The organism is Atlantibacter subterraneus (genome assembly GCF_007570865.1).
In the GTDB taxonomy this organism is placed as follows: domain Bacteria; phylum Pseudomonadota; class Gammaproteobacteria; order Enterobacterales; family Enterobacteriaceae; genus Atlantibacter; species Atlantibacter subterraneus.
The window spans coordinates 883566-903350 of record NZ_VLPS01000001.1 but is presented as its reverse complement, the minus strand read 5'-3'; the positions used below and the strand labels follow the sequence as shown (position 1 = coordinate 903350).

At 57.9% G+C, this 19785-nt stretch carries 19 protein-coding genes; 7 read left to right on the top strand and 12 right to left on the bottom strand.

Features of this window, described 5'->3' with window-relative positions:
* Nucleotides 1-6: 6 nt before the first annotated feature.
* The 4 genes from FND52_RS04390 to FND52_RS04375 are packed head-to-tail and all read right to left on the bottom strand — an operon-like array spanning nt 7 to nt 4511.
* A complete protein-coding gene (locus tag FND52_RS04390; protein ID WP_144129578.1) occupies nt 7-1128 on the bottom strand; it encodes a Gfo/Idh/MocA family protein in 1122 nt (373 codons plus the stop codon).
* A complete protein-coding gene (locus FND52_RS04385; RefSeq protein WP_144129576.1) occupies nt 1125-2189 on the bottom strand; it encodes a sugar phosphate isomerase/epimerase family protein in 1065 nt (354 codons plus the stop codon). Before FND52_RS04385 ends, FND52_RS04390 begins: the two co-directional genes overlap by 4 nt.
* A complete protein-coding gene (locus FND52_RS04380) occupies nt 2186-3274 on the bottom strand; it encodes a Gfo/Idh/MocA family protein (RefSeq protein WP_144129574.1) in 1089 nt (362 codons plus the stop codon). The genes FND52_RS04385 and FND52_RS04380 overlap by 4 nt, the downstream gene beginning before the upstream one ends.
* The gene (locus FND52_RS04375; protein ID WP_144129572.1) at nt 3267-4511 is read right to left on the bottom strand and encodes an MFS transporter; all 1245 of its coding nucleotides are present in this window, start codon (nt 4509-4511) and stop codon (nt 3267-3269) included. Before FND52_RS04375 ends, FND52_RS04380 begins: the two co-directional genes overlap by 8 nt.
* A gap of 167 nt (nt 4512-4678) precedes the next feature.
* On the opposite strand from FND52_RS04375, the gene FND52_RS04370 reads away from it, so the two are divergent.
* On the top strand, nt 4679-5650 hold the full coding sequence (locus FND52_RS04370; protein WP_144129571.1) for a LacI family DNA-binding transcriptional regulator: 972 nt from the start codon (nt 4679-4681) through the stop codon (nt 5648-5650).
* Nucleotides 5651-5679: 29 nt separating this feature from the next.
* Here the strand turns inward: FND52_RS04370 and FND52_RS04365 are convergent, their stop codons facing one another.
* Nucleotides 5680-6075: a NirD/YgiW/YdeI family stress tolerance protein gene (locus tag FND52_RS04365; protein ID WP_244290538.1), complete on the bottom strand. Its 396-nt coding sequence runs from the start codon at nt 6073-6075 to the stop codon at nt 5680-5682.
* A 233-nt stretch (nt 6076-6308) separates the two neighbouring features.
* On the opposite strand from FND52_RS04365, the gene FND52_RS04360 reads away from it, so the two are divergent.
* The 3 genes from FND52_RS04360 to FND52_RS04350 are packed head-to-tail and all read left to right on the top strand — an operon-like array spanning nt 6309 to nt 7782.
* On the top strand, nt 6309-6812 hold the full coding sequence (locus FND52_RS04360; protein WP_144129569.1) for a hypothetical protein: 504 nt from the start codon (nt 6309-6311) through the stop codon (nt 6810-6812).
* A 13-nt stretch (nt 6813-6825) separates the two neighbouring features.
* Entirely contained in the window at nt 6826-7269 is a 444-nt protein-coding gene (locus FND52_RS04355; protein ID WP_125295180.1) for a DUF421 domain-containing protein, read from the top strand.
* Nucleotides 7270-7284: 15 nt separating this feature from the next.
* Nucleotides 7285-7782: a 2-oxo-tetronate isomerase gene (locus FND52_RS04350; protein WP_125295179.1), complete on the top strand. Its 498-nt coding sequence runs from the start codon at nt 7285-7287 to the stop codon at nt 7780-7782.
* A gap of 35 nt (nt 7783-7817) precedes the next feature.
* Here the strand turns inward: FND52_RS04350 and FND52_RS04345 are convergent, their stop codons facing one another.
* Nucleotides 7818-8747, bottom strand: a complete 930-nt coding sequence (locus tag FND52_RS04345; RefSeq protein WP_144129566.1) for a TauD/TfdA dioxygenase family protein — start codon at nt 8745-8747, stop codon at nt 7818-7820.
* A gap of 202 nt (nt 8748-8949) precedes the next feature.
* Between FND52_RS04345 and FND52_RS04340 the strand changes: the two genes are divergently transcribed.
* Nucleotides 8950-10740, top strand: a complete 1791-nt coding sequence (locus FND52_RS04340; protein ID WP_144129565.1) for a sensor domain-containing phosphodiesterase — start codon at nt 8950-8952, stop codon at nt 10738-10740.
* Between the two features lie 769 nt (nt 10741-11509).
* Here FND52_RS04340 and FND52_RS04330 read toward each other — a convergent pair.
* From FND52_RS04330 to FND52_RS04305, 6 genes are all read right to left on the bottom strand, one after another.
* Complete coding sequence (locus tag FND52_RS04330; protein WP_144129563.1) at nt 11510-12184, bottom strand: SDR family NAD(P)-dependent oxidoreductase; 675 nt, start codon at nt 12182-12184, stop codon at nt 11510-11512.
* 1 nt (nt 12185) lies between these two features.
* The gene (locus FND52_RS04325; RefSeq protein ID WP_144129561.1) at nt 12186-12656 is read right to left on the bottom strand and encodes a NanQ anomerase/TabA/YiaL family protein; all 471 of its coding nucleotides are present in this window, start codon (nt 12654-12656) and stop codon (nt 12186-12188) included.
* Nucleotides 12653-13822, bottom strand: coding sequence for a sialidase family protein (locus FND52_RS04320; RefSeq protein ID WP_144129559.1), 1170 nt, complete (start codon nt 13820-13822; stop codon nt 12653-12655). The genes FND52_RS04325 and FND52_RS04320 overlap by 4 nt, the downstream gene beginning before the upstream one ends.
* 1 nt (nt 13823) lies before the next feature.
* Nucleotides 13824-15239 (bottom strand): sodium:solute symporter family protein, encoded by a 1416-nt coding sequence (locus tag FND52_RS04315; RefSeq protein WP_144129557.1) that lies wholly within the window; start codon nt 15237-15239, stop codon nt 13824-13826.
* 76 nt (nt 15240-15315) lie between these two features.
* Entirely contained in the window at nt 15316-16200 is an 885-nt protein-coding gene (locus tag FND52_RS04310; protein ID WP_144129556.1) for a dihydrodipicolinate synthase family protein, read from the bottom strand.
* 17 nt (nt 16201-16217) lie between these two features.
* Nucleotides 16218-17363: an iron-containing alcohol dehydrogenase gene (locus FND52_RS04305; protein ID WP_144129554.1), complete on the bottom strand. Its 1146-nt coding sequence runs from the start codon at nt 17361-17363 to the stop codon at nt 16218-16220.
* A 179-nt stretch (nt 17364-17542) separates the two neighbouring features.
* On the opposite strand from FND52_RS04305, the gene dtnK reads away from it, so the two are divergent.
* Nucleotides 17543-18805, top strand: coding sequence for a D-threonate kinase (dtnK, locus tag FND52_RS04300; RefSeq protein WP_144129553.1), 1263 nt, complete (start codon nt 17543-17545; stop codon nt 18803-18805).
* Entirely contained in the window at nt 18798-19784 is a 987-nt protein-coding gene (locus FND52_RS04295) for a D-threonate 4-phosphate dehydrogenase (protein WP_144129551.1), read from the top strand. The genes dtnK and FND52_RS04295 overlap by 8 nt, the downstream gene beginning before the upstream one ends.
* Nucleotide 19785 lies beyond the last annotated feature (1 nt).

Genomic DNA, 19785 nt, shown 5'->3' with positions numbered 1-19785 from the left:
AGGCGACTACCACGCCAGCCATTCACCGCCTCTGGCACTGCTGGCCTTTACCGTCTCAATAAACTTCATCCCGGCGATACCGGCATCAATGCCCGGCAGCAGCGGCGCATCGCATTCGCCGCGAATCAGCTGCGCAGCCTCGCGATAAATCTGCGCGAAACCTTCCAGATACCCTTCCGGATGCCCGGCGGGCGTGCGGCACAGCGCGCGGGTTTCATCGCGGTTGTCTGGTCCGTTACGCGTGACAGTGTAACTGCTCGCCCCTTGCGGGTGGATCACCAGCTGTTCGGGATGTTGCTGGTGGAAGCTCAGGCTGGCGCGACTGCCGATAATCCGCAGCCGCAAATCGTTGAGATAGCCGCCTGCCACCTGGCTTGCCAGCAGTCGCCCATGCGCGCCGTTGGCGTAGCGCATATCGGCCACCACTTCGTCGTCCAGCCGTCGGCCCTCAACGCGGGTCATCAGCTCGCCGCGCAGAGAAACCGGCTCCATCCCGCTGACAAAGGCCGCCAGTTGCCAGGCGTGGGTACCAATATCGCCAATCGCGCCCGCCCCGGCGAGCGCCGGATCGCCACGCCAGCGCGCCTGTTTATTGTCGGTCTCTTCGAGTCGTTCGCTGAGCCACCCTTGCAGGTACTCCACTTCGATACGCCGGATATCGCCCAGCTCGCCCGCTGCAACCCGCGCCCTGGCTTCACGCACCATCGGCAAGGCGCTGTAATTATGGGTAAGGATAAACCGGCAGCCGCTGTCGCGGACTGTTTTCGCCAGCGCCCGGCCCTCGTCCAGGCTGATGCCGAGCGGCTTATCGCAGATGACATGAATGCCGCGTTCAAGAAACGCCTGCGCCACCGGCACGTGCAGATGGTTAGGGGTGACGATCGACACCACATCAATGCCGTCCTCTCGCGCCGCTTCGCGCTCCGCCATCTCCTGCCAGCTGGCATAGCTGCGATCCGGGGCGATAAACAGCGCCGCGCCGGAGCGCGCCGCCACGTCAGCACGCGATGAAAATGCCCCGGCAACCAGCTCAAACTGGTCGTCGAGCCGCGCGGCGATGCGGTGGACCGCACCGATAAATGCCCCTTCGCCGCCGCCCACCATGCCTAATCGTAAACGACGCGTCATGAGCCCTCCGCTAAACCGAGCATCTGGCGAATGGCCGTGCGATCGCTGTTACGCAGCGCAAAGTCATCAAACGCGTGGTCGGCGACGTGAATAATATGATCGGAGATAAATTTCGCCCCTTCCCGCGCGCCGGTCTCGCCGTTTTTCAGGCAGCACTCCCATTCCAGCGTCGCCCAGCCGGGGTAATCGTACTGCGCCAGCTTGCTGAAGATGCCTTTGAAATCCACCTGACCGTCGCCCAGCGAACGGAAACGACCGGGGCGATCGACCCACGCCTGATAGCCGCCGTAGACGCCGCTCTGTGCGCTGGGGGTAAATTCGGCGTCTTTAACGTGGAACGCCCGGATGCGCTCATGCCAGAAGTCGATAAAGCCGAGGTAATCCATCTGCTGGAGCACCATATGGCTGGGGTCAAACAGGATGTTGCAGCGCGGATGGTTGCCGGTCAGCTCGAGAAAGCGCCCAAACGTTGCGCCGTCGTGGAGATCTTCGCCGGGATGCAGTTCATAACACAGGTCTACGCCCGCCTCGTCGAAACTGTCGAGGATCGGCGTCCAGCGCTGGGCCAGAGTGGTAAAGGCTTCGTCGATTAATGCGACGTTGCGCGGCGGCCAGGGGTAAAAATAGGGCCAGGCCAGCGCGCCAGAAAAGGTTGCGTGGGCTTGCAAACCCAGCTGCTGCGAGGCTTTGGCGGCGTTTTTTAGCTGCTGCACCGCCCACTGCTGGCGTCCGGCGCGATCGCTGTGCAGCGCTTCAGGCGCAAATCCGGCGAACGCCTGTTCGTAAGCCGGATGTACGGCCACCAGTTGGCCCTGTAAATGGGTCGACAGTTCGCTGATGACCAGGCCGACATCCGCCAGCTTGCCGCGCACTTCATCGCAGTAAGTTTTACTGGTGGCGGCCTGGTCGAGATCGAAAATATGCGGCAGATGGGTGGGGATTTGCACCGCCTTGTAGCCCAGCCCTGCCGCCCAGGCGGCTAAGGTTTCCAACTTATTAAACGGCGGCGCGTCGCCAATAAACTGGGACAAAAACAGGGATGGTCCCTTCAGGGTTTTCATTGATACACCTCCTTAATTAATACCGTTCGCTGCTCGCGTACCGCCCGATCCGCCGCCAGCACCACCGCCAGGCTGTCTATCGCCTGGCGCAGATGGGCGTCAAGCGGCGCATCGCTGGCAATCGCGTGGGCAAAAAACTGTTGTTCCCGACGGCACAGCTCGTAGTGATCGGGCTCGTCGTCAGTGTCGATCCACTCATCGTCCTGAACGAACCGGCCCTGAGCGTCCAGCCCGGCATGATGCAAACGCAGGGATTCGGTACGGGTATGGGCCTCGACGTTCGCCGACTGGCCTTCGCCGCCCGCCTCGCGCGCCACGATGGACGCCGAACCGTTGGGGCCAATCACGTCTTTTACAAAGAACGCGGTCTGGCTCATCATCGGCCCCCAGCCCGCCTCGTACCAGCCAACCGAACCGTCGCTGAAACGCACCTGCAATTGGCCGTAGTTGTACTGCTGTTCGGGGATCTCCTCAGAAAGCCGCACGCCAATGGCGCTCACCGATTCCGGCGTACTTTGGGTCATCTGGCACATCACGTCCAGATAGTGCACCCCGCAATCGACAATCGGCGAAAGCGACTGCATCAGCGCCTTGTGGGTTTGCCAGGCCTCGCCCGCGCTTTGCTGGTTAAGGTTCATGCGCATCACCAGCGGCTTGCCGAGCGTGTGGCTGAGCTCGATAAAACGCTGCCACACCGGATGCTGGCGCAAAATATAGCCTACCACCACTTTTTTACCGGCGCGGGCGGCGGCATCCACCACCCGCTGCGCGCCGCTCACCGTGGTGGCGAGCGGTTTTTCGATAAACAGATGGCAACCACTGTTCAGCGCGTCAATAGCCAGTTGCTCATGGCTGTCAGGCCAGGTGGCGATACACACCGCGTCGGGCCGGGCGTCGCTCAGCGCCTCTGCGAGCGTGTCATACAGCGCCGGATCGCCGGTGAGTTTTTCCCGCAGGCGCGCTTTGGAATCGCCGCGCGCCACCAGTCCGCACAGGGTGAATTCCGGCATGGCGTCCAGGGCCAGCGCGTGCGCGCTGCCCATGTTGCCGCACCCGACCACCACAATGCGCAGCGGTTTAGCCATGCTGTTTCTCCTCACGGTAGTTGAAGGTGAAGAAGAAGATGGCGGCAATGATCACCGCCGCGATAGCCGGCAACCACCAGAAGTCCTGCCACTGGGCCAGCGCTTCTGCGCCCTCGGCAGTGACCGAACGGTTGAACACCGCGCCGCTGATTTGCGAACCGATCAGCATCCCCAGCCCGTAGGTGAACAGCACCAGCAAACTTTGAGCCTGGCCTTTAACTTTGTTGCCCGCCACTTTATCGGTATAGATAAAGCCAATCACGAAGAAGAAGTCGTAGCAGACGCCGTGCAGAATGATGCCGATGTAGATCATCCAACGGGTCTCTTCATTGATGCTCAGAGCAAACATGGCGTAGCGCAGGAACCACGCCAGCATCCCGATCAGCAGCATCATTTTGATGCCCAGCGCCCGGAAGAAGAACGGGATCAGCAGCATAAACAGCAGCTCGGACATCTGGCCAAACGCCATCACTCCGCTGACGTTCTCAAAGCCGAGGGCGGAAATAAACGGCGCGGCGTAGGCGTAATAGGCAGCCAGCGGAATGGAGATCAATGTGGCGCAGATAATAAATACCAGGAAGTGGCGCTGTTTCAGCAACGCGAACGCGTCGGCGCACATCAGGTCGCGCATCGACAGCGGCTTGCCGCGATCCGGCGCGGGCGTGTGCGGCAGCGTAAAGCTATAAATCCCCAGGATCACCGAGGCGACCGCCGCCAGCGTGAAGATGCCGGTGCTGTCAGACAGCCCGGTTGCGCCAACGATCAGGCCCGCGACAATCCAGCCGATGGTGCCGAAGGCGCGAACAATCGGGAAGCCCTTCTCACTGTTGCTCAGGCTGTGGAACGCCACGTTGTTGCTCAGCGCAATGGTCGGCATGTAGCACAGCATATAGGCGAAGATGATCCACAGCAGCCCGCTCTGCCCGCTTTCAAACAGCGTCGGCAGCCACCACAGCAGCGCTGCGCCAATCAGGTGCAGGATGCCCAGCACCTTTTGCGAGGCGAAGAAGCGGTCCACCAGCATCCCCAGCAGGAACGGCGACAGAATCGAGGCAATCGGCCCGGTGGAGAACGCATCGCCAATCAGCGCGCCCAGGCCGTACTTTGACATCACGATCCCCAGGGTGACGTACCAGGCCCCCCAGACGAAAAACTCAAGAAACATCATGAGTGACAAGCGCGGTATCACCCACTTGTGGGTGGCGACCTGTGCGCCGACGGCGGATTGAGAAGACATAGCATCCTCCAGAGAGTAGTTGAGGTAAGTGGAACGTCCTTGTAATCGATTACATGTTATACTGAGGTAAAATGTAATCGATTTCAGAAAGCTTCTCCAATCCGGGGAACGGCTTTTTGGTATGATTGACGCAATTCTGCAAGGCGCTTCACAGTTCAAGGATAAGCATGTCGATCGATAAAGTGGCGCGAGTCGCCGGCGTTTCAACTGCCACCGTTTCCCGGGTGCTGAACGGCAATCCCGGCGTGAAGCCCCTTACCCGCGAAAAGGTACTGGCCGCCATCGCCACCTGCGACTATCAGCCCAACCTGCTGGCGCGCCAGCTGCGCACTTCGCGCAGCAATATGCTGCTGGTGCTGGTGTCGAGCATCCTGAACCCCTTCTGCGCGGGCGTGGTGCGCGGCATCGAAGAAGAAGCCGAGAAAAACGGCTATCACATCCTGTTGTGTAATTCTGAATCGCGCCTAAATCGTGAATCGGCCTACCTGCGTTTGCTGAGCGGCAAAGTGGTGGATGGCGTGATCACTATGGACGCCATCAGCTGTTTGCCAGGGCTGACTACCCTAATCGGCGACTCGCCGTGGGTGCAGTGCGGCGAAGGCGATCCGGGATATAACGCTTCATCGGTGACCATTGATAATGGCCTGGCCGCCAAAGCGGCGGTGGATTATCTGGTGGAGCAAGGTTATCAGCGCATCGCCATGATCAACGGCGACGTGCGCTATCTGTACGCCTCCCAGCGCGAAGCGGGCTATCGCGAAGCCTGTGAAGGCCGCTGGCAGCAGGTGGTGTACACCGAGAGTCTGGAGTATCAGGCCGGGTTTCAGGCGATGGAGCAACTGCTGGCGCTGCCGGATAAACCCGACGCGGTGTTTGCTATTTCCGATTCGCTGGCGGGCGGCGCGCTGGCCTGCGCTCATCAGCGCGGGCTGAAGGTGCCGGAACAATTAGCGATTGTCGGGTTTGACGGCATTCCGTTTGGCGAGATCACCACCCCACCGCTGACGACCATCGCCCAGCCGATTCATCAGTTGGGCGTGCGTAGCGTGCAGTTACTGCTGGAGCGGATCGATAATCCGGCAATGACGCCGGTGTATGAAATGCTTCCCTGGTCGTTGGTGCAACGTGGTTCAGCGTAAGCGGCCCGCTGACAGCAGGCCTTTACGGATTATTGTTTTTGAAAGCGGTGCGCCACAATGTGCGCCGTTTTGCCTTTTTTCTCCAGCGTACCGCTGATGCCCACCAGCTCATCCGGGCTGGCCTGGCGATCTTTCGCCACTTCCGGCGGGATCACCACTTCCACTTCCCCGGTACGATCGCGTAATACATAGCGGTGATTATCCGACTGTTCGATCAGATTACCGCGCAGCGAAACGGACGCTCCGTCGTGCATCGCCATCGCCTGCTTTATCGTCATCGAACGGGCATCTTCCATACCGCGATAGCCGTCGGTTTGGTCATGCGCGGGCGGCGGCGCTTTGTCCTGCTTCAGCACATCGCCCTGCTGGGCCTGTGCGCCAAAACCCACTAACGCCAGGAAAAGAATACCGTGAATCGCTTTCATCATGCTCTCCCGTCATTTTTATGTGATACCTAAGCCTGGCATACTCCCGTTAAGTTGACGGCGCGAAAATACTATATTGATGAATTTCAGGATTATTCTTTGCATTATTACCGCTGCGCTTTACTGCTACTGATGAGTTATGGAATACCCGTCAAACTCTCCTACACTTATTAAGCGTTGCGTTAAATCCTATCGGGAATCGCTCATTCTGTTAAAAATGAACAGGTTGAATTATGTCAAAACCCGCCTCGGTGCAAAATAACATCCCGGTCAAAGAGAGCAGTAAATGGCTGGCCTTTGAATATATCATGCAAAAGTATGGCGGCGTGGCGCTGGTTATCATTGTTTGCCTGGGGCTGCTGGGGTTATTTTCTGATGGGGTATTAAGTTCTAAACGCGTCAGCGATCCGTCCCACGCGTTAAGCGTGGAATATGAAAAAGTGGGCCGTATTGACAGCGATATGAATATTAAAATCGAAACGGCGGCGACGGGAGAAAACGTTACGCTGGTGCTCAGCGGCGATCTGATGGAAGCCAACGAAATCAAATCGCTCTACCCGGCAGCAGAACGGATGACCAGCCACAACGGCGAGCTGGTTTTACACTATCGCGCCAGCGCGACGCCCGGCCCGCTTGCCGTCTGGCTGGGCGTAACGCCTCGTCAGGTTGGCGACCATCAATATACCCTGCGGTCCGGCGACAAGACGCTGACCTTCAGTCAGTTTATTCTCCCCTAACGAGGCGCCTGGTATGGAAACGGTACTGAGAGCGGTCAGCGTTTATATTGTGCTGCTGATCGTGTTTAAAATCGCCGGTCGCCGCACTCTGCTGCAAATGACCAATTTCGATCTGATTTTAATTTTGATTATCAGTGAAGCCACCCAGCAGGCGTTATTAGGCAACGATTTTTCGGTGGTTGGCGCATCGCTAACCATTATTACCCTCATCTGCGCCGATATTATTTTTGGCATTCTGAAAAAATACGTACCCGGCGTCGATAATATGATCGACGGCGTCCCGGTTATTTTAGTCGCCGACGGTATCCCCAATCAGAAAAAACTGAAAATGACCGATATCAGCGTTGATGATGTGATGGTGGCGGCCCGTTGTAATCAGGGCATTATCGATATCAAAGATATTAAGTTTGCTATTCTTGAAAAGAATGGCCAGATATCCATCATCCCTTATCAATAAAACAGAGTGTCTACTATGGATCAGGAACAATTAATTCAACAAGCTGACGAGCTGGGAAAACTATTTATTGCCAAAAAACTGCGCCTGACCACGGCAGAGTCCTGTACCGGCGGGCAACTGGCCGTGGCGCTGTGTGCGGCGGAAAATACCCCGGATTTTTATAGCTGCGGTTTTATCACCTTCAATGACGATGCGAAAAGCAACCTGGTGAACGTCAGGCCAGAAACCCTTGCCCGCTACACCGCCGTGAGCCAGCAGACGGTGGAAGAGATGGTGGCCGGTGCCATTGCGCGATCGGGGGAAGATATCGGTGTGGCGATCAGCGGCTACGCCGGGCCGGACGGCGGCCCCGACGGGACGCCCGCCGGAACGGTATGGTTTGCCTGGGGACATGCGGAGAATATTAAAACCGCGGTAAAACGCTTTGAGGGCGACAGCGTTTCAGTGCTTCAGCAGGCGGTGGTGTACGCGATTTCAATGCTAAAAGAGTACGTTACGCATAGCGAAAGATAAGCGAAAACACCGGGATTTGTTCCCGGTGTGCATTCTCAGGCCACTTTCTGCGCCTGTTCCACCGGGCTTACCAGCGTCCGGCTGTGCGAGCCATCCACCGCCACCGCGCGCTCTCCTTCCACCGTAACGCGACGCACCAGCCGCGGCTGATTGCCATAGTCATTTACCGCGTAATGCTGGGTGGTACGGTTATCCCAGATCGCCACATCGTCCTGCTGCCACTGCCAGCGCACGGTGTTTTCCAGCCGGGTGATGCGATTTTGCAGCAGTTCGAAAATCTTCGCCGATTCTTTACTGCTGAAGCCCACCAGCCGCTTAAAGAAATGCCCCAGCAGTAGCGCCCGTTCGCCCGAGACCGGATGGACATGCACCAGCGGATGCTCTGCTTCCCAGACCGAGGAGACAAACACCTTTTGGTGATGCTCCAGCCGGTGGGCTTCAGTCACCGTGCGCTCCGCGCCGTAATCGTAGTCGTTGCTGTGCACCGCGCGCAGCGACTCGGCAAAGCGCTTGAGCGCTTCCGGCAACTGTTCATAGGCCGCTGCGGTATTGGCCCATACCGTATCGCCGCCGTACGCCGGTATGGTCACCCCGCGCAGGATTGAGATTTTCGGGAAGGCGTCAACAAACGTCACATCGGTATGCCACGAGTCGGCGCGCCCGCCGCCTTTTGAGGCATCCAGTTCAAACAGTTTGCTGTTACCCGGCGCAGGTACGGTGGGATGAGGCACGATTTTGCCGAATCGCGCGCCGAATGCCTGATGGGTTTCATCCGTCAAATGCTGCTGCTGGCGAAAGAACAGCACCTTATATTTGATTAACGCCGCTTCAATTTGGGCGAACAGCGCATCATCCAGATCCGGGGATAAACGCACGCCCCTGACTTCAGCGCCAATATTTCCCGCTACCGGGTGAATGTCTAATAATGAAAGCTCGTGACCGAAAGCGTTTACCGACGTACTCATGGGATGTTCCTCAATAGTGAGCGGAAACATCACCTTAAAGAGCGGGGCTGACGGACCAAACTAATTTATCCGCATGTCCATTGCCAGATTGCGCAAATGCCTTTACCCCACCCGTCGTGTCCAGGCCACAAATTCACGCACCAAATCCGGCGAATGTTCCAGAATTTCTTATCATTAAAGACTCAGGGTGCAGGAGCGCATTATGTTTTCAGGACTTAATCAAGACGAAACCAAAAAGCTCGCGGCGCTGGATCTGCTGCGCCGGGATGATACGCCACGCGATCGGATTTTAGGCGAATTCGCGCGTCTGGCGAGTACGGTGATGGGCGTTTCTGGCTGCTTTGTGACGATTTTTGATCCTAAGTTTCAGTACATCAAATACGCCCAAAACATCACTCTGCCCGAGAAAATTCCGGTGGAGCAGTCGATGTGCCAACACTCGGTTTACGCCTGCGAATCGATTATTTGCCCCGATGCCCGTCAGGATAACCGCTTTCATCACCATCCGCTGGTGCAGAGCGGCGCGGCAATATTCTACGCTGCCTCGCCGCTCAAAACCCGTGATGACTTTGTACTGGGTACGCTCTGCGTCACCGAACAGTACCCGGTAAAACCTTCCCAGGAAAAGATCGACCAGTTCCTGCATATCGCCTCCCTGGCCAGCGCATATCTGGAGGCCTGGTATTCGGTCGGGCAGATCGATACGTTAACCGGCCTGCCCAACCGGCAGAATTTACTCAATGAGCTGGAAAGAATTGTGCAGTCGAAAACTACCGAGCTGCATACGTTGCTGATATTCGACTGCATTGAGATCCCCAGGCTGTATGAGCTGTCGCGCTATTTGGGGGTTGCCGCCGTAGAAACCATGCTGCGCAACTTTGGCGCGCTGTTGCGGCTGCGGCTCGATCTGAGCAGGACCATCCCGCTCTATTCCTTCGCTACCGGGCGCTTCGCGGTGCTGGTCAAGGCCAATCAGGCCAGCGCGATTGTGGAGAAAGCCGAGCGCATGCCGCCTACGCTGGCGAGCATTACCGGCGATATTGAGCTGCAACTGCAAACCCACACTGGCTACGCGCTGTTTTGCCCCTCCCAGACCAATGGGCAGGAGGTGTTCCGCCACGTTATCAGCGCGCTGCATGAGGCCATTCGTCAGGGTGTGCCGGTGAAAGCCTTCGACCCGGTGCTGGATCGCAAACGCAACGACGACTTTAAGCTGCTGTACGACATCGGCGAAGCGATCAAAGCGCCTAATCAGCTCTATCTGGTGTATCAGCCGAAAATTTCGTTGCACACTGGAGAAACCATCGGTGCGGAAGCGCTACTGCGCTGGGACCACCCGACGCGCGGCAACATTCCCCCTTCCACCATCGTCGCGCTGGTGGAAAGAACCACGCTGATGAGGGATATCACCCAGTGGGTGATTCGGGAAACCATCCGCCAGACTTTACTCTGGCGTAAAAGCGGCGTTTATCTGCCGATCTCGATTAACGTCACGGTGAGCGATTTCTCCGTTCCCGGCTTCGCCAGCGATCTGGAGCGACAGGTGCACAAAGCCGGGCTGGCCTGCGAGGATTTCCGCATCGAATGTCTGGAAACCGATAAAGTGCTGGAAAGCGACGTGGCGCTGATGGAGCTGGATCTACTCAAGGCGAAGGGATTTTTAATTTTGCTCGACGACTTCGGCGCGGGGTACAGCAATATTAATTATCTGCGGCGGATCCCCATCGATATTATCAAGCTGGACCGCTCATTAATCAGCCAGATCACCACGGACGAGGCCAGCCTGGTGATTGTGCGCAACGTTATCGTGATGCTGAAAGAGCTGGATTATCAGGTGCTGGCGGAGGGGGTGGAAGATATCGCGACGGCGCGGATACTGAAGGCGTTTGGCTGCGATGAGGTACAGGGATTTTATTTTTCCCGGCCGCTGTTGCCGGAGAGGATCCCGGAGTGGATGGGGACAACGGGGTTGTTGGAGGGGTTGGAGTCTTAGTTTGGGGGGGTGTTCCGGTCGGGGGGATGGTTCCGTTCGGGTGAGTTGTTCCGTTCGGTGGCGTTGTTCCGTTCGCCAGGCGTTCGTGGCTCAACGTGACTCCGTAGCACGCGAACGGGCAAAGGGGGATTCCGCATCCCCCTTTGCAATCCCCGCTCCCGGCCAGCAAAATCGCCGCTACGCGGTTCCCTCGGCTCCATCTCCTCGCTTCAGGTCGGTCGTGATGCTACATCCTGTAGCTCACGACCTCAGCCAGCATCCATGCTGGCTGACCTGGCTCGTCAATTCCGCCTCGGCGATTTTGATGCCGGACTCAACTACCCCAACTTTGAGATTTTTATTTTTTACTGAGATGCTTTTGTCGCTGTGAGTTTTATTTAAAAACTGTCAGCGACATATTGGTTTCATTAAAAACCTGAACGTATCGCGGGGGTTTTCACTCCCCATCGAAATCGCCGAGGCGTTCGCGGGAGGCCGGGGCTGGCGGCATGGATGCCGCCAGAGGGTGCGAGCTACAGGATGTAGCATCGCGCCCGACCCGGAGCCGGACGCGATAAGCCGAGGGGACCGCGCAGCGGCGATTTCGCGTGGGGGAGCCGGGGGTGTCGGGGGCGCGGCGGCTGAGCGCCCCCGACCCGTTCGCGTACACTGGCGCCAAAGACTGACTCGAAAGCCAATGCGAACGGAACAACACCACTGAACGGAACAACACCCCCGAACGGAACATTTCCACCGACCGGAACAACTCCACAGAACGGAACAATCCCCCCTATAACGAAGCCCCCCCACACATCACCATCTCCTGCCCGGTTATCGCCCCCGCCTCCGGCTGCAACAAAAACCCCACCAGCGCCGCCACTTCTTGCGGTTTAATCAGCCTGCCAATCGGCGGCATCACAGGCGTTGACGCTTCACGCCCCGGTTGTGTCAGCATCGGCGTTTCCGTCGCGCCGGGCGCAACCACGTTGGCGGTAATGCCGCGCGGCGCGAGCTCCATCGCCCAGGAGCGCACCATCCCCACCAGCGCCGCTTTGGTCGCCACGTACTGCGATCGGTTGGCCGCGCCGCGCGAGGTGCGGCTGCCGATGACGATAATCCGCCCGCCCGCGTCCATGCGCGGCGCAAAGTGGTTAATCAGTATTTCCGCCGCATGAACGTGCAATGTCCACAGCCGCTGGCTCGTTTCGCTGTCCAGCGCCCCGAGTGGCGCGGCGGCCATCATTCCCGACGCGTGGATAATCGCCTGCGGCGCGTCCAGTCGCTTCAGCGTTTCCCGCAGTGCCTCAGCATTCATCAAATCCACGCTGACGCTCTTAAAACGCGGGTTGCCCCGCGTCACGATCCGGCGGCTCAGCCCGGTGACGGTCCAGCCCTGCTCCAGTAAAAGCCCGGTAATGGCTTCGCCAATCCCCGAGCTGGCTCCTGTTACGATGGCGTGCGGCATATCAACCCTCCAGTAAGGCTTTCGGGATCTTGAATACCGCTTTTCTCACCACCGACGGCGCATTCACCGCACACAGCGCCTGATGCGGTTCCCCCGGCATAAATACCGCGAAATCACCGGGATTTAGCGTCATCGCTACGCTGCCGGGAGCCTGAGACGTGATAAACAGATCCGGTTTACGCTGCTCGTCGTCCGGCTGGGCTGTGCTGACCATTCCGGCGTACATCTTCTCTTCCCCCTCAAGGATCACCTGAATATCCGCCCACTGATGGTGATATTCGGTGTGGCGCAGCTCGCGCGGCTGGGTCGCTGCCGGGCCGATATTGCAGAACCACGCTGCGCCCTCCGGCTGCCAGCGCCCGTCCTCACGCGCCTGCAGTGCCGCGAGGCTACAGGCCGGGTCGGTAAGGATTGCCCGCAGCGCGGCGGGCAGCCCTGCCAGCGGCAGGGCGTTAAGATTGCCGATAATCATACGCGGCGTCCTTTCACCCACTCAGGCGAAACGCGAACGTATTTGATCGCCTGGCGGAAGTAGGTATAAGCGATATGCAGATCCCCCTCCGCGCCCTGCTTGATGCTCGGGTAGGAAAACTCGCGGTTGAGTTTTTCCTGGGAGTTGTTGGTCATGCAATAGCCGTCGCCCTCATCCAGATGACGCTGCCACGGCCAGGTTTTACCGCCATCGGCAGAGATCGCCACCGTCATCGGCGCACGCGGCGCGCCCCAGAACGCCGAGCGCCCTTCTTTCACTTCCGGCTCCTTGCGTCCGTCGCCGTCGTCAATTTCATCGTACAGCGAGGCGCGGCGCTCGGAGGCTCCGGCGGCGCTCATGTGGTTGAACACCAGCGCCAGCTCGCCGCTTTCCAGAGTCGTCACCTGTATGGACGAGTTGTTGTTCGGCAGTGGCGTGGGTTCCGGCACCGACCAGCTTTCGCCGTTATCTACCGACTGGCTGTAGTAGATATTATCTGCCCACCGGCTGCGGAACAGCGCCACCAGCGTACCGTCCTTCAGCGGCGTGATGTTCATATGCACGCAGCCCAGGCTATTGGGCACCGCCACATCACGCCAGGTTTTGCCCTGGTCGGACGAAATCTTCACCGCGCTGATGTCATCATTGCCGACCCACTTCTCCCCCGGCTGGGTGCGGCAGTAGAACACCGGCAGCAGCCAGTTGCCGTTTTCCAGCACCGTGACCGGCTGGCGGATAAAGGTGCCGGGTTTATCCAGCAGCGTGGCGATATCGCCCCAGGTTTTGCCCAGGTCACTCGACTGGCGATAGCGCACAATAGCGGTATCCTGATTACCGGAAACCTGCGCGGTCCACATCAGCCACAGCACGTTGTCCGGGGCCAGGAACAGCACCGGGTTCTGCTCGGAACGGGTCGGATCGTCAGAAAGCTTTACCGCCTCGCTCCATGTCTGGCTGCCCGGCGCTAAACGCGAGCTCCAGACCGAAATATCGGCAATCCCTTCCTGTGTACCGCCGAACCACACGCACATCAGGCTACCATCCGGCAACGGCAGTACGTTGGCGGCATGGTTTTGTGGGCATTCGGACGGCAACATCGCAGTGACAACACCACTATCCTGTTCCAGGGGGCGTACTACGCCATCACGGGTTACGGTTACGGTCATGTCAGGCTCCATTATTTTCTACAGAAGTGGTCATTTTTGCGTTATCGGCTTTGTTCGGGATCAGGCGGTCCAGCAGCATAATCACCGCAGGGGTCACCAGCGCGATATACATATTGTTGATACCAAACGGGTCGCCCATCAGATACCAGACGGAGGTCATCACGCAGGCACCAATCAGACCCGCATTCGCGCCCCGGGCGCTCTTAAAGAACGGCGCGTAGAAGGCAATTACGGCAACAACCGAAATCGACAGGCGGATAGCACGGGTGAAGAACGACAGTTTCAGGACTTCCGGCACCAGCAGCACGAAAATCAGCGGCAGGAAGCCAATCAGCAGCGACAACCAGCGGGTGGCTTTAAACTCCTGCTCCGGGGTCGGCTTGCGGTACGGCACGTAGAAGTCTTTAACAATTAGCGAGGCAATCGCCAGGGCAACGGTACTGACGCTGACAAAAATAGAGGCAACAAGTGACGTTGTCACCAATCCGGCCAGCCACGGACTCATATCCTGGAGGAATACCGGCAGCGCATACAGGCTATTGATTTCCGGGTGCAGGTACTTCGCGGCTACGCCGATGGCGGCAATCGCCAGCGCGATAGGCATACAGAAGAAAAAGGCAACCCAGGTGGCGCGTTTAGCGGATTTCACGTCTTTGGTGGATGAGATTGCCTGAATCACAAACTGGGTACAGAAGATGGAACCAATAGTGCCGATCAGCCACGCGAGAATCGTTGTCGCGCCAATATTACCGTCCCACGTCCAGTAATAAGCGGGCATCTGCTCAATCATCGGGGTAAAACCGCCGGTCTGTGACAGCGCGAAGCCTAAAATCACCAGTACGCCGAAGTATTTCAGGGCGCTGTGCAGCATGGTCACCAGCGCCATGCCCTTCAGCCCGCCAAACGCGAAATAGAAGGTACTGACAACGGCGGTAATAAAGGCCGCCACCGGCAGGTTCACTTTCAGCACCGTGGAAATTGCTGCCGCGCCGCTCACGTAGTTACCCACGTTCACCAGCAACAGCGCGTAAATCATGATGATGGAAATAATGTTTTTGGTGCTGGTGCCGTACTTCTCGGCAATCGCGCCGGAGATGGTGATTTTGCCGGTGTTATAAATGCGCTTCACCAGGATCCAGCCAAACAGCGGGAAACCGATGGCCGCACCAATTACTGACCAGGAGGCAGCGAAACCGTCTTCAAACGCCGCCTGGGCGGTGCCGATGGTCGATTTCGCGCCGATAAATTCAGACATCAACAGGATACCGACGACAAAGGCAGGCATCGCACGGGAGCCTTCCATAAAATCGCCGCTATTTTTACTGCGTAAACGGAACGTAAGCCAGGAGGTAAAAAGAATATAGGCAATGACTATTCCGACAATTATCAGGGTATCTTCAGCGGAAAAATGGTTCATACAGGCCTCTCTTTAGGGCGTACAAATCCCGGGCACATAACGTACCCAGTTTTCTTATTGATGACCAGGATGCGCGTTACTGGAGGTATTGCGTCACAATCTGGCGGATCTGCTGCTGTTGTTGTTCAGTAAAGTGCACCGCGTAGCGGCTTTCGCCGACGTCATGCCCGAGTATTTGCAGCGCTTTTTTCACTGCCGCCGGGGAGAACGCGACTTTATACAAATCGGTGCGCAAACCGGTGACGCTCTCCTGTGCCAGGAAGGAGCCTGCGATATCGCCAGCATTGAAGCGCGACCAGATAGCGTTGATCTGTTTCGGCGCAACGTTCGCCAGCCCGGAGATGCAGGCGGAGCAGCCGTCAACAAAGCCCTGGTGGATTAACGAATCCGGGCCGTTGAGCACGTCGAAGTTGTCGAACTCTTTCACCGCATTCAGGAAACCGCTCAGGCTTTCGTAACTGCCCGCGCTGTCTTTGATGCCGATGATGTTCGGATGCGCCGCCAGCTGGCGCACGGTTTGCGGCTCCAGGGTGTTGCCGGTGCGCGCCGGAATGTTGTAGAGAAAAATCGGCACGCTGAGCGCATCGGCAATCGCCGTGTAGTGCGCAATTAGCTCGTCCTGCTTCAGCGGGACGAAATACGGGGTGATCACCGATACGGCATCCACGCCCAGTTTTTCAATCTGCTTGCCGAGGCGAATGGTTTCGCGGGTGGAGATCTCGCCGATATGCGCCACTACGTTAGCCCGCCCCGCCACTTCCGCCACGCAGGTTTCGGTCACGGCGATTTTTTCCTGCTCGTTAAGCACAAAAAATTCACCGTTGGTACCGCCGCAGAAGATGCCGTTACCGGCGTCGAGCTGGCGGTTGATCTGACGCTTCAACGCGTTGAGGTTAAGCGCCCCATCCGCGTCGAACGGCGTGACGATCGCCGTCAGTACCCCTTTGATATCGTTACTCATGACTCGCTCCATGAAGATTAATTTTGTGGAAAAAGGGTTTGATAGATTTTTTGCACGTCGTCGTGGCTGACCACGCAGGGCGCGTTATTCATCAGGCGTTTGACGTTCAACGCCGCATCGCTTAAGGACGGGATGTCATCACGCGGTACGCCCAGGGATTCGAGGTTGTCCGGCAGGTTAAGACGCTGCACCAGTGCCGCCAGGTACGCCACCAGCGCGTGGGATTTTTCCTCGTCGCTCAGGCTCTGATCGGCATCCGGGATCAAATCCCACACCCGGGCGAATTTTTCTACCGCATGGGGGCGCACCACGCGCATGCAGGGTGCCAGCAGGATGGCATTCGCCACGCCGTGCGGCAGATGGTATTTACCGCCCAGCGGATAAGAGAGCGCGTGTACCAGATGCGTGCCCGCGTGGGTAATCGCCGCGCCGCCGTAATAAGAGGCCCAGAGCATTTCGAGACGCGCGTTAAGGTTGGTCGGCTCGTTCACCGCCACGTCGATATTGCGCAGCAGTTTATACAGGCCGGTAAGCGCCACGTTATCGCTGACCGGGTTGGCAATGGTCGAGGTAAAGCACTCAATCAAATGGCACAGCGCGTCGATACCCGTGGAGGACGCGATATGCGCGGGCATGCTGGTAGTCAGTTCGGGCAGCAGCGCCACATAGTCCGGCAGCAGCACCGGCGAGATAATGCCGACTTTGGTATTTTGCTCAGGAATAGCCAGAATCGCGTTCGGCGTAGCTTCTGAACCGGTGCCTGCGGTAGCGGGGATCAATAAAGAAGCAACGCGATGGGTCGGTTTCTCACCGGCCAGCAGCGCGTCGAGGCCAGGAGAGCGGCTGTCGCACAGTACGGAAAGCAGTTTCGCCACGTCCAGCACGCTGCCACCGCCGATACCCACCACCAGATCGATATCCCGATCGGGCAGCTCGCCCAACAGTTTATTGACGTCATGCTGGCTGGGTTCCGGCGGTACGCTGTCAATTACATGGATACGGCGGCCTTCGGCGTCGATCAGCGCAACGATCTGGCGCGTCGCATCAAGTTTAATGATGTTGCTGTCTGACACCAGCAACACGCTCTGCTTGCCTGCTAAAACTGGCGCAATCGCGGGGATCGCCCCGGCACCGCTAATCAACGTACTATTAATAGTAACCACAACCCTCTCCTGTCTTGTTGGTCTGGTGATTAATTTCAATCACCACTTCATAACTCATTGGTGATTGCATGCCTAATTTTATAATTTAAACCCATGGTGAATAAATTGATCTTGCTCACATATAATCAACTGTGATTGAATATAATCATAAACCAACGACGACAGATCCCGGAGCAGTTATGAACGGACAAGGTTTACCAGGCCGCATTCTCGTCATGGCAGATGACTTTACCGGTGCGAATGACGCGGGCGTCAGCCTGGCGCAGGGTGGGATTACCGTCGATGTGATGCTGCAATCAAGCTATCAACGCGATGGACGCGCCACGGCGCTGGTGCTTAACAGCGACAGTCGGGCGCTGCCGCAAAACGCCGCGCGTGAGCGAATTTCATCATTAATACATTCTGCGCTTAAACAGCAAACGCCTGCGTGGATGATTAAAAAGATTGATTCCACGCTCAGGGGCAATCCCGGTGCGGAAACCGAGGCCATGATGATGGCAACGGGCGCAACGGTGGCGCTTGTCGCCCCGGCCTTCCCTGCGGCGGGCAGGCTCACGCGTAACGGAGAGTGTCTGGTGCACGGCCAGCGGTTAACGGATACCGAATTTGCCAGCGACCCGAAAACGCCGGTGCTGAGCGCTGATGTGCGGGAAGTGTTCCAGTCACAGAGCGGGATGGCGGCTTTATATGTCGACCTTACCACGCTGCGCGCCGGGGATTTACCGGCGCTTATCGCCGGGTACCCGACGCCGCTGATGGTAATGATCGACAGCGAAACCGATGACGATCTGGACGCCGTTATCGACGCCGCGCGCCAACTCTCGACGCCGCCGCTGTTGGTGGGTTCCGCCGGGTTGTGCGATGCCCTGGCGCGCCATCTCGCGCCGGTTCGCCGCAAACGCGTGCTGGCGGTGGTGGGGTCGATGAGTGAAATGGCGCAAAAGCAAATTCACCATCTGCATCAGCACCCCGAGGTCAGCCAGGTGTTTATCAACATTGACGATGTGTTCACCGGCGACGCGCAAAACTATCGCATGGCCATCAGCGAGGCGCTGAACGGCGGCCGGCATTGCCTGGTGCACACCTGCCCGGATCACGCCGCTCGCCATCAAATCACCGCGCTGTGCGAGAAATGGCAGATTTCCCGCAGCGAACTGGGGGAAAAGATCAGCGCCTTTTTAGGCGAACTGACCCGCGAGGTGATTAACCAGAGCGAACCCGATGCGCTGTATCTGTCGGGAGGCGACGTGGCTATCGCGGTGTCGCGCGCGCTGGGCGCCAGCGGGTTTCGAATCACAGGCCGTGTGGCGCAGTGCGTGCCCTACGGCAACTTTCTGGGTTGCGGCTGGCATAAGCCGGTAATGACCAAAGCGGGCGGTTTCGGCGATGAAACCACCCTGCTTAGGGTTTTGCATTTTATCGAGGAGAACGCGAGTGTCTAATATCATTGCTGTAACCATGGGTGACCCGGCAGGGATTGGCCCGGAAATTATCATCAAATCCCTGGCTGAAGGTGAGCTGGCAGGCGCGCCGGTAGTCGTGGTCGGCTGCGCCAAAACCTTTGAGCGTATCCTGGCGTTGGGCATCGTCCCGGCGATCCAGCTACGGGTTATCGACAGCGTGGCAGACGCGCAGTTTGCGCCTGGCGTGCTCAACGTGATCGACGAACCCCTCGATAACCCGCAGGCGTTACAGCCGGGCGTGGTTCAGGCCCAGGCGGGCGACCTGGCGTATCGCTGCATTAAGCGCGCGACCGATCTGGCGATGTCCGGCGACGTAAAAGCCATCGCCACCGCGCCGCTGAATAAAGAAGCGCTGCATCTGGGCGGGCATCATTATCCGGGGCATACCGAACTGCTGGCGAAACTGACGAATACGCAGGATTACGCCATGGTGCTGTACACCGATAAGCTCAAGGTGATCCACATCACTACCCATATTGCGCTGCGCAAGTTCCTCGATACGCTAAACCAGGACCGGATTAAAACGGTGATTAGCGTGGCGGATGATTTCCTCAAGCGCGTCGGCTATGAGAATCCGCGTATTGCAGTGGCGGGGGTAAACCCACACGCCGGAGAAAACGGCCTGTTTGGTGATGAAGAGATCAAAATCGTCGGCCCGGCGGTTGAAGCTATGAAAGCGGAAGGATTTAACGTCACCGGCCCTTGCCCGCCGGACACGGTATTTATGCAGTGCCATGAAGGCATGTATGACATGGTGGTGGCGATGTATCACGATCAGGGCCACATTCCGCTTAAATTACTGGGCTTCTATGACGGGGTAAATATTACGGCGGGGCTGCCGTTTATCCGGACTTCCGCCGATCACGGCACAGCATTTGATATTGCCTGGACAGGTAAAGCCAAGTCTGAGAGCATGGCGGTTTCTATCCAACTCGCCATGCAAATAACCCGGGAATAAG

Bases quoted from the DNA above. Each gene is read 5' to 3' on its own strand.
- FND52_RS04370 (WP_144129571.1), top strand. From the start codon at position 4,679: ATGTCGATCGATAAAGTGGCGCGAGTCGCCGGCGTTTCAACTGCCACC.
- FND52_RS04355 (WP_125295180.1), top strand. From the start codon at position 6,826: ATGGAAACGGTACTGAGAGCGGTCAGCGTTTATATTGTGCTGCTGATC.
- FND52_RS04330 (WP_144129563.1), bottom strand. From the start codon at position 12,184: ATGCCGCACGCCATCGTAACAGGAGCCAGCTCGGGGATTGGCGAAGCC.
- FND52_RS04320 (WP_144129559.1), bottom strand. From the start codon at position 13,822: ATGACCGTAACCGTAACCCGTGATGGCGTAGTACGCCCCCTGGAACAG.
- FND52_RS04375 (WP_144129572.1), bottom strand. From the start codon at position 4,511: ATGTCTTCTCAATCCGCCGTCGGCGCACAGGTCGCCACCCACAAGTGG.
- FND52_RS04350 (WP_125295179.1), top strand. From the start codon at position 7,285: ATGGATCAGGAACAATTAATTCAACAAGCTGACGAGCTGGGAAAACTA.
- FND52_RS04325 (WP_144129561.1), bottom strand. From the start codon at position 12,656: ATGATTATCGGCAATCTTAACGCCCTGCCGCTGGCAGGGCTGCCCGCC.
- dtnK (WP_144129553.1), top strand. From the start codon at position 17,543: ATGAACGGACAAGGTTTACCAGGCCGCATTCTCGTCATGGCAGATGAC.
- FND52_RS04380 (WP_144129574.1), bottom strand. From the start codon at position 3,274: ATGGCTAAACCGCTGCGCATTGTGGTGGTCGGGTGCGGCAACATGGGC.
- FND52_RS04360 (WP_144129569.1), top strand. From the start codon at position 6,309: ATGTCAAAACCCGCCTCGGTGCAAAATAACATCCCGGTCAAAGAGAGC.
- FND52_RS04315 (WP_144129557.1), bottom strand. From the start codon at position 15,239: ATGAACCATTTTTCCGCTGAAGATACCCTGATAATTGTCGGAATAGTC.
- FND52_RS04345 (WP_144129566.1), bottom strand. From the start codon at position 8,747: ATGAGTACGTCGGTAAACGCTTTCGGTCACGAGCTTTCATTATTAGAC.
- FND52_RS04385 (WP_144129576.1), bottom strand. From the start codon at position 2,189: ATGAAAACCCTGAAGGGACCATCCCTGTTTTTGTCCCAGTTTATTGGC.
- FND52_RS04340 (WP_144129565.1), top strand. From the start codon at position 8,950: ATGTTTTCAGGACTTAATCAAGACGAAACCAAAAAGCTCGCGGCGCTG.
- FND52_RS04390 (WP_144129578.1), bottom strand. From the start codon at position 1,128: ATGACGCGTCGTTTACGATTAGGCATGGTGGGCGGCGGCGAAGGGGCA.
- FND52_RS04310 (WP_144129556.1), bottom strand. From the start codon at position 16,200: ATGAGTAACGATATCAAAGGGGTACTGACGGCGATCGTCACGCCGTTC.
- FND52_RS04365 (WP_244290538.1), bottom strand. From the start codon at position 6,075: ATGAAAGCGATTCACGGTATTCTTTTCCTGGCGTTAGTGGGTTTTGGC.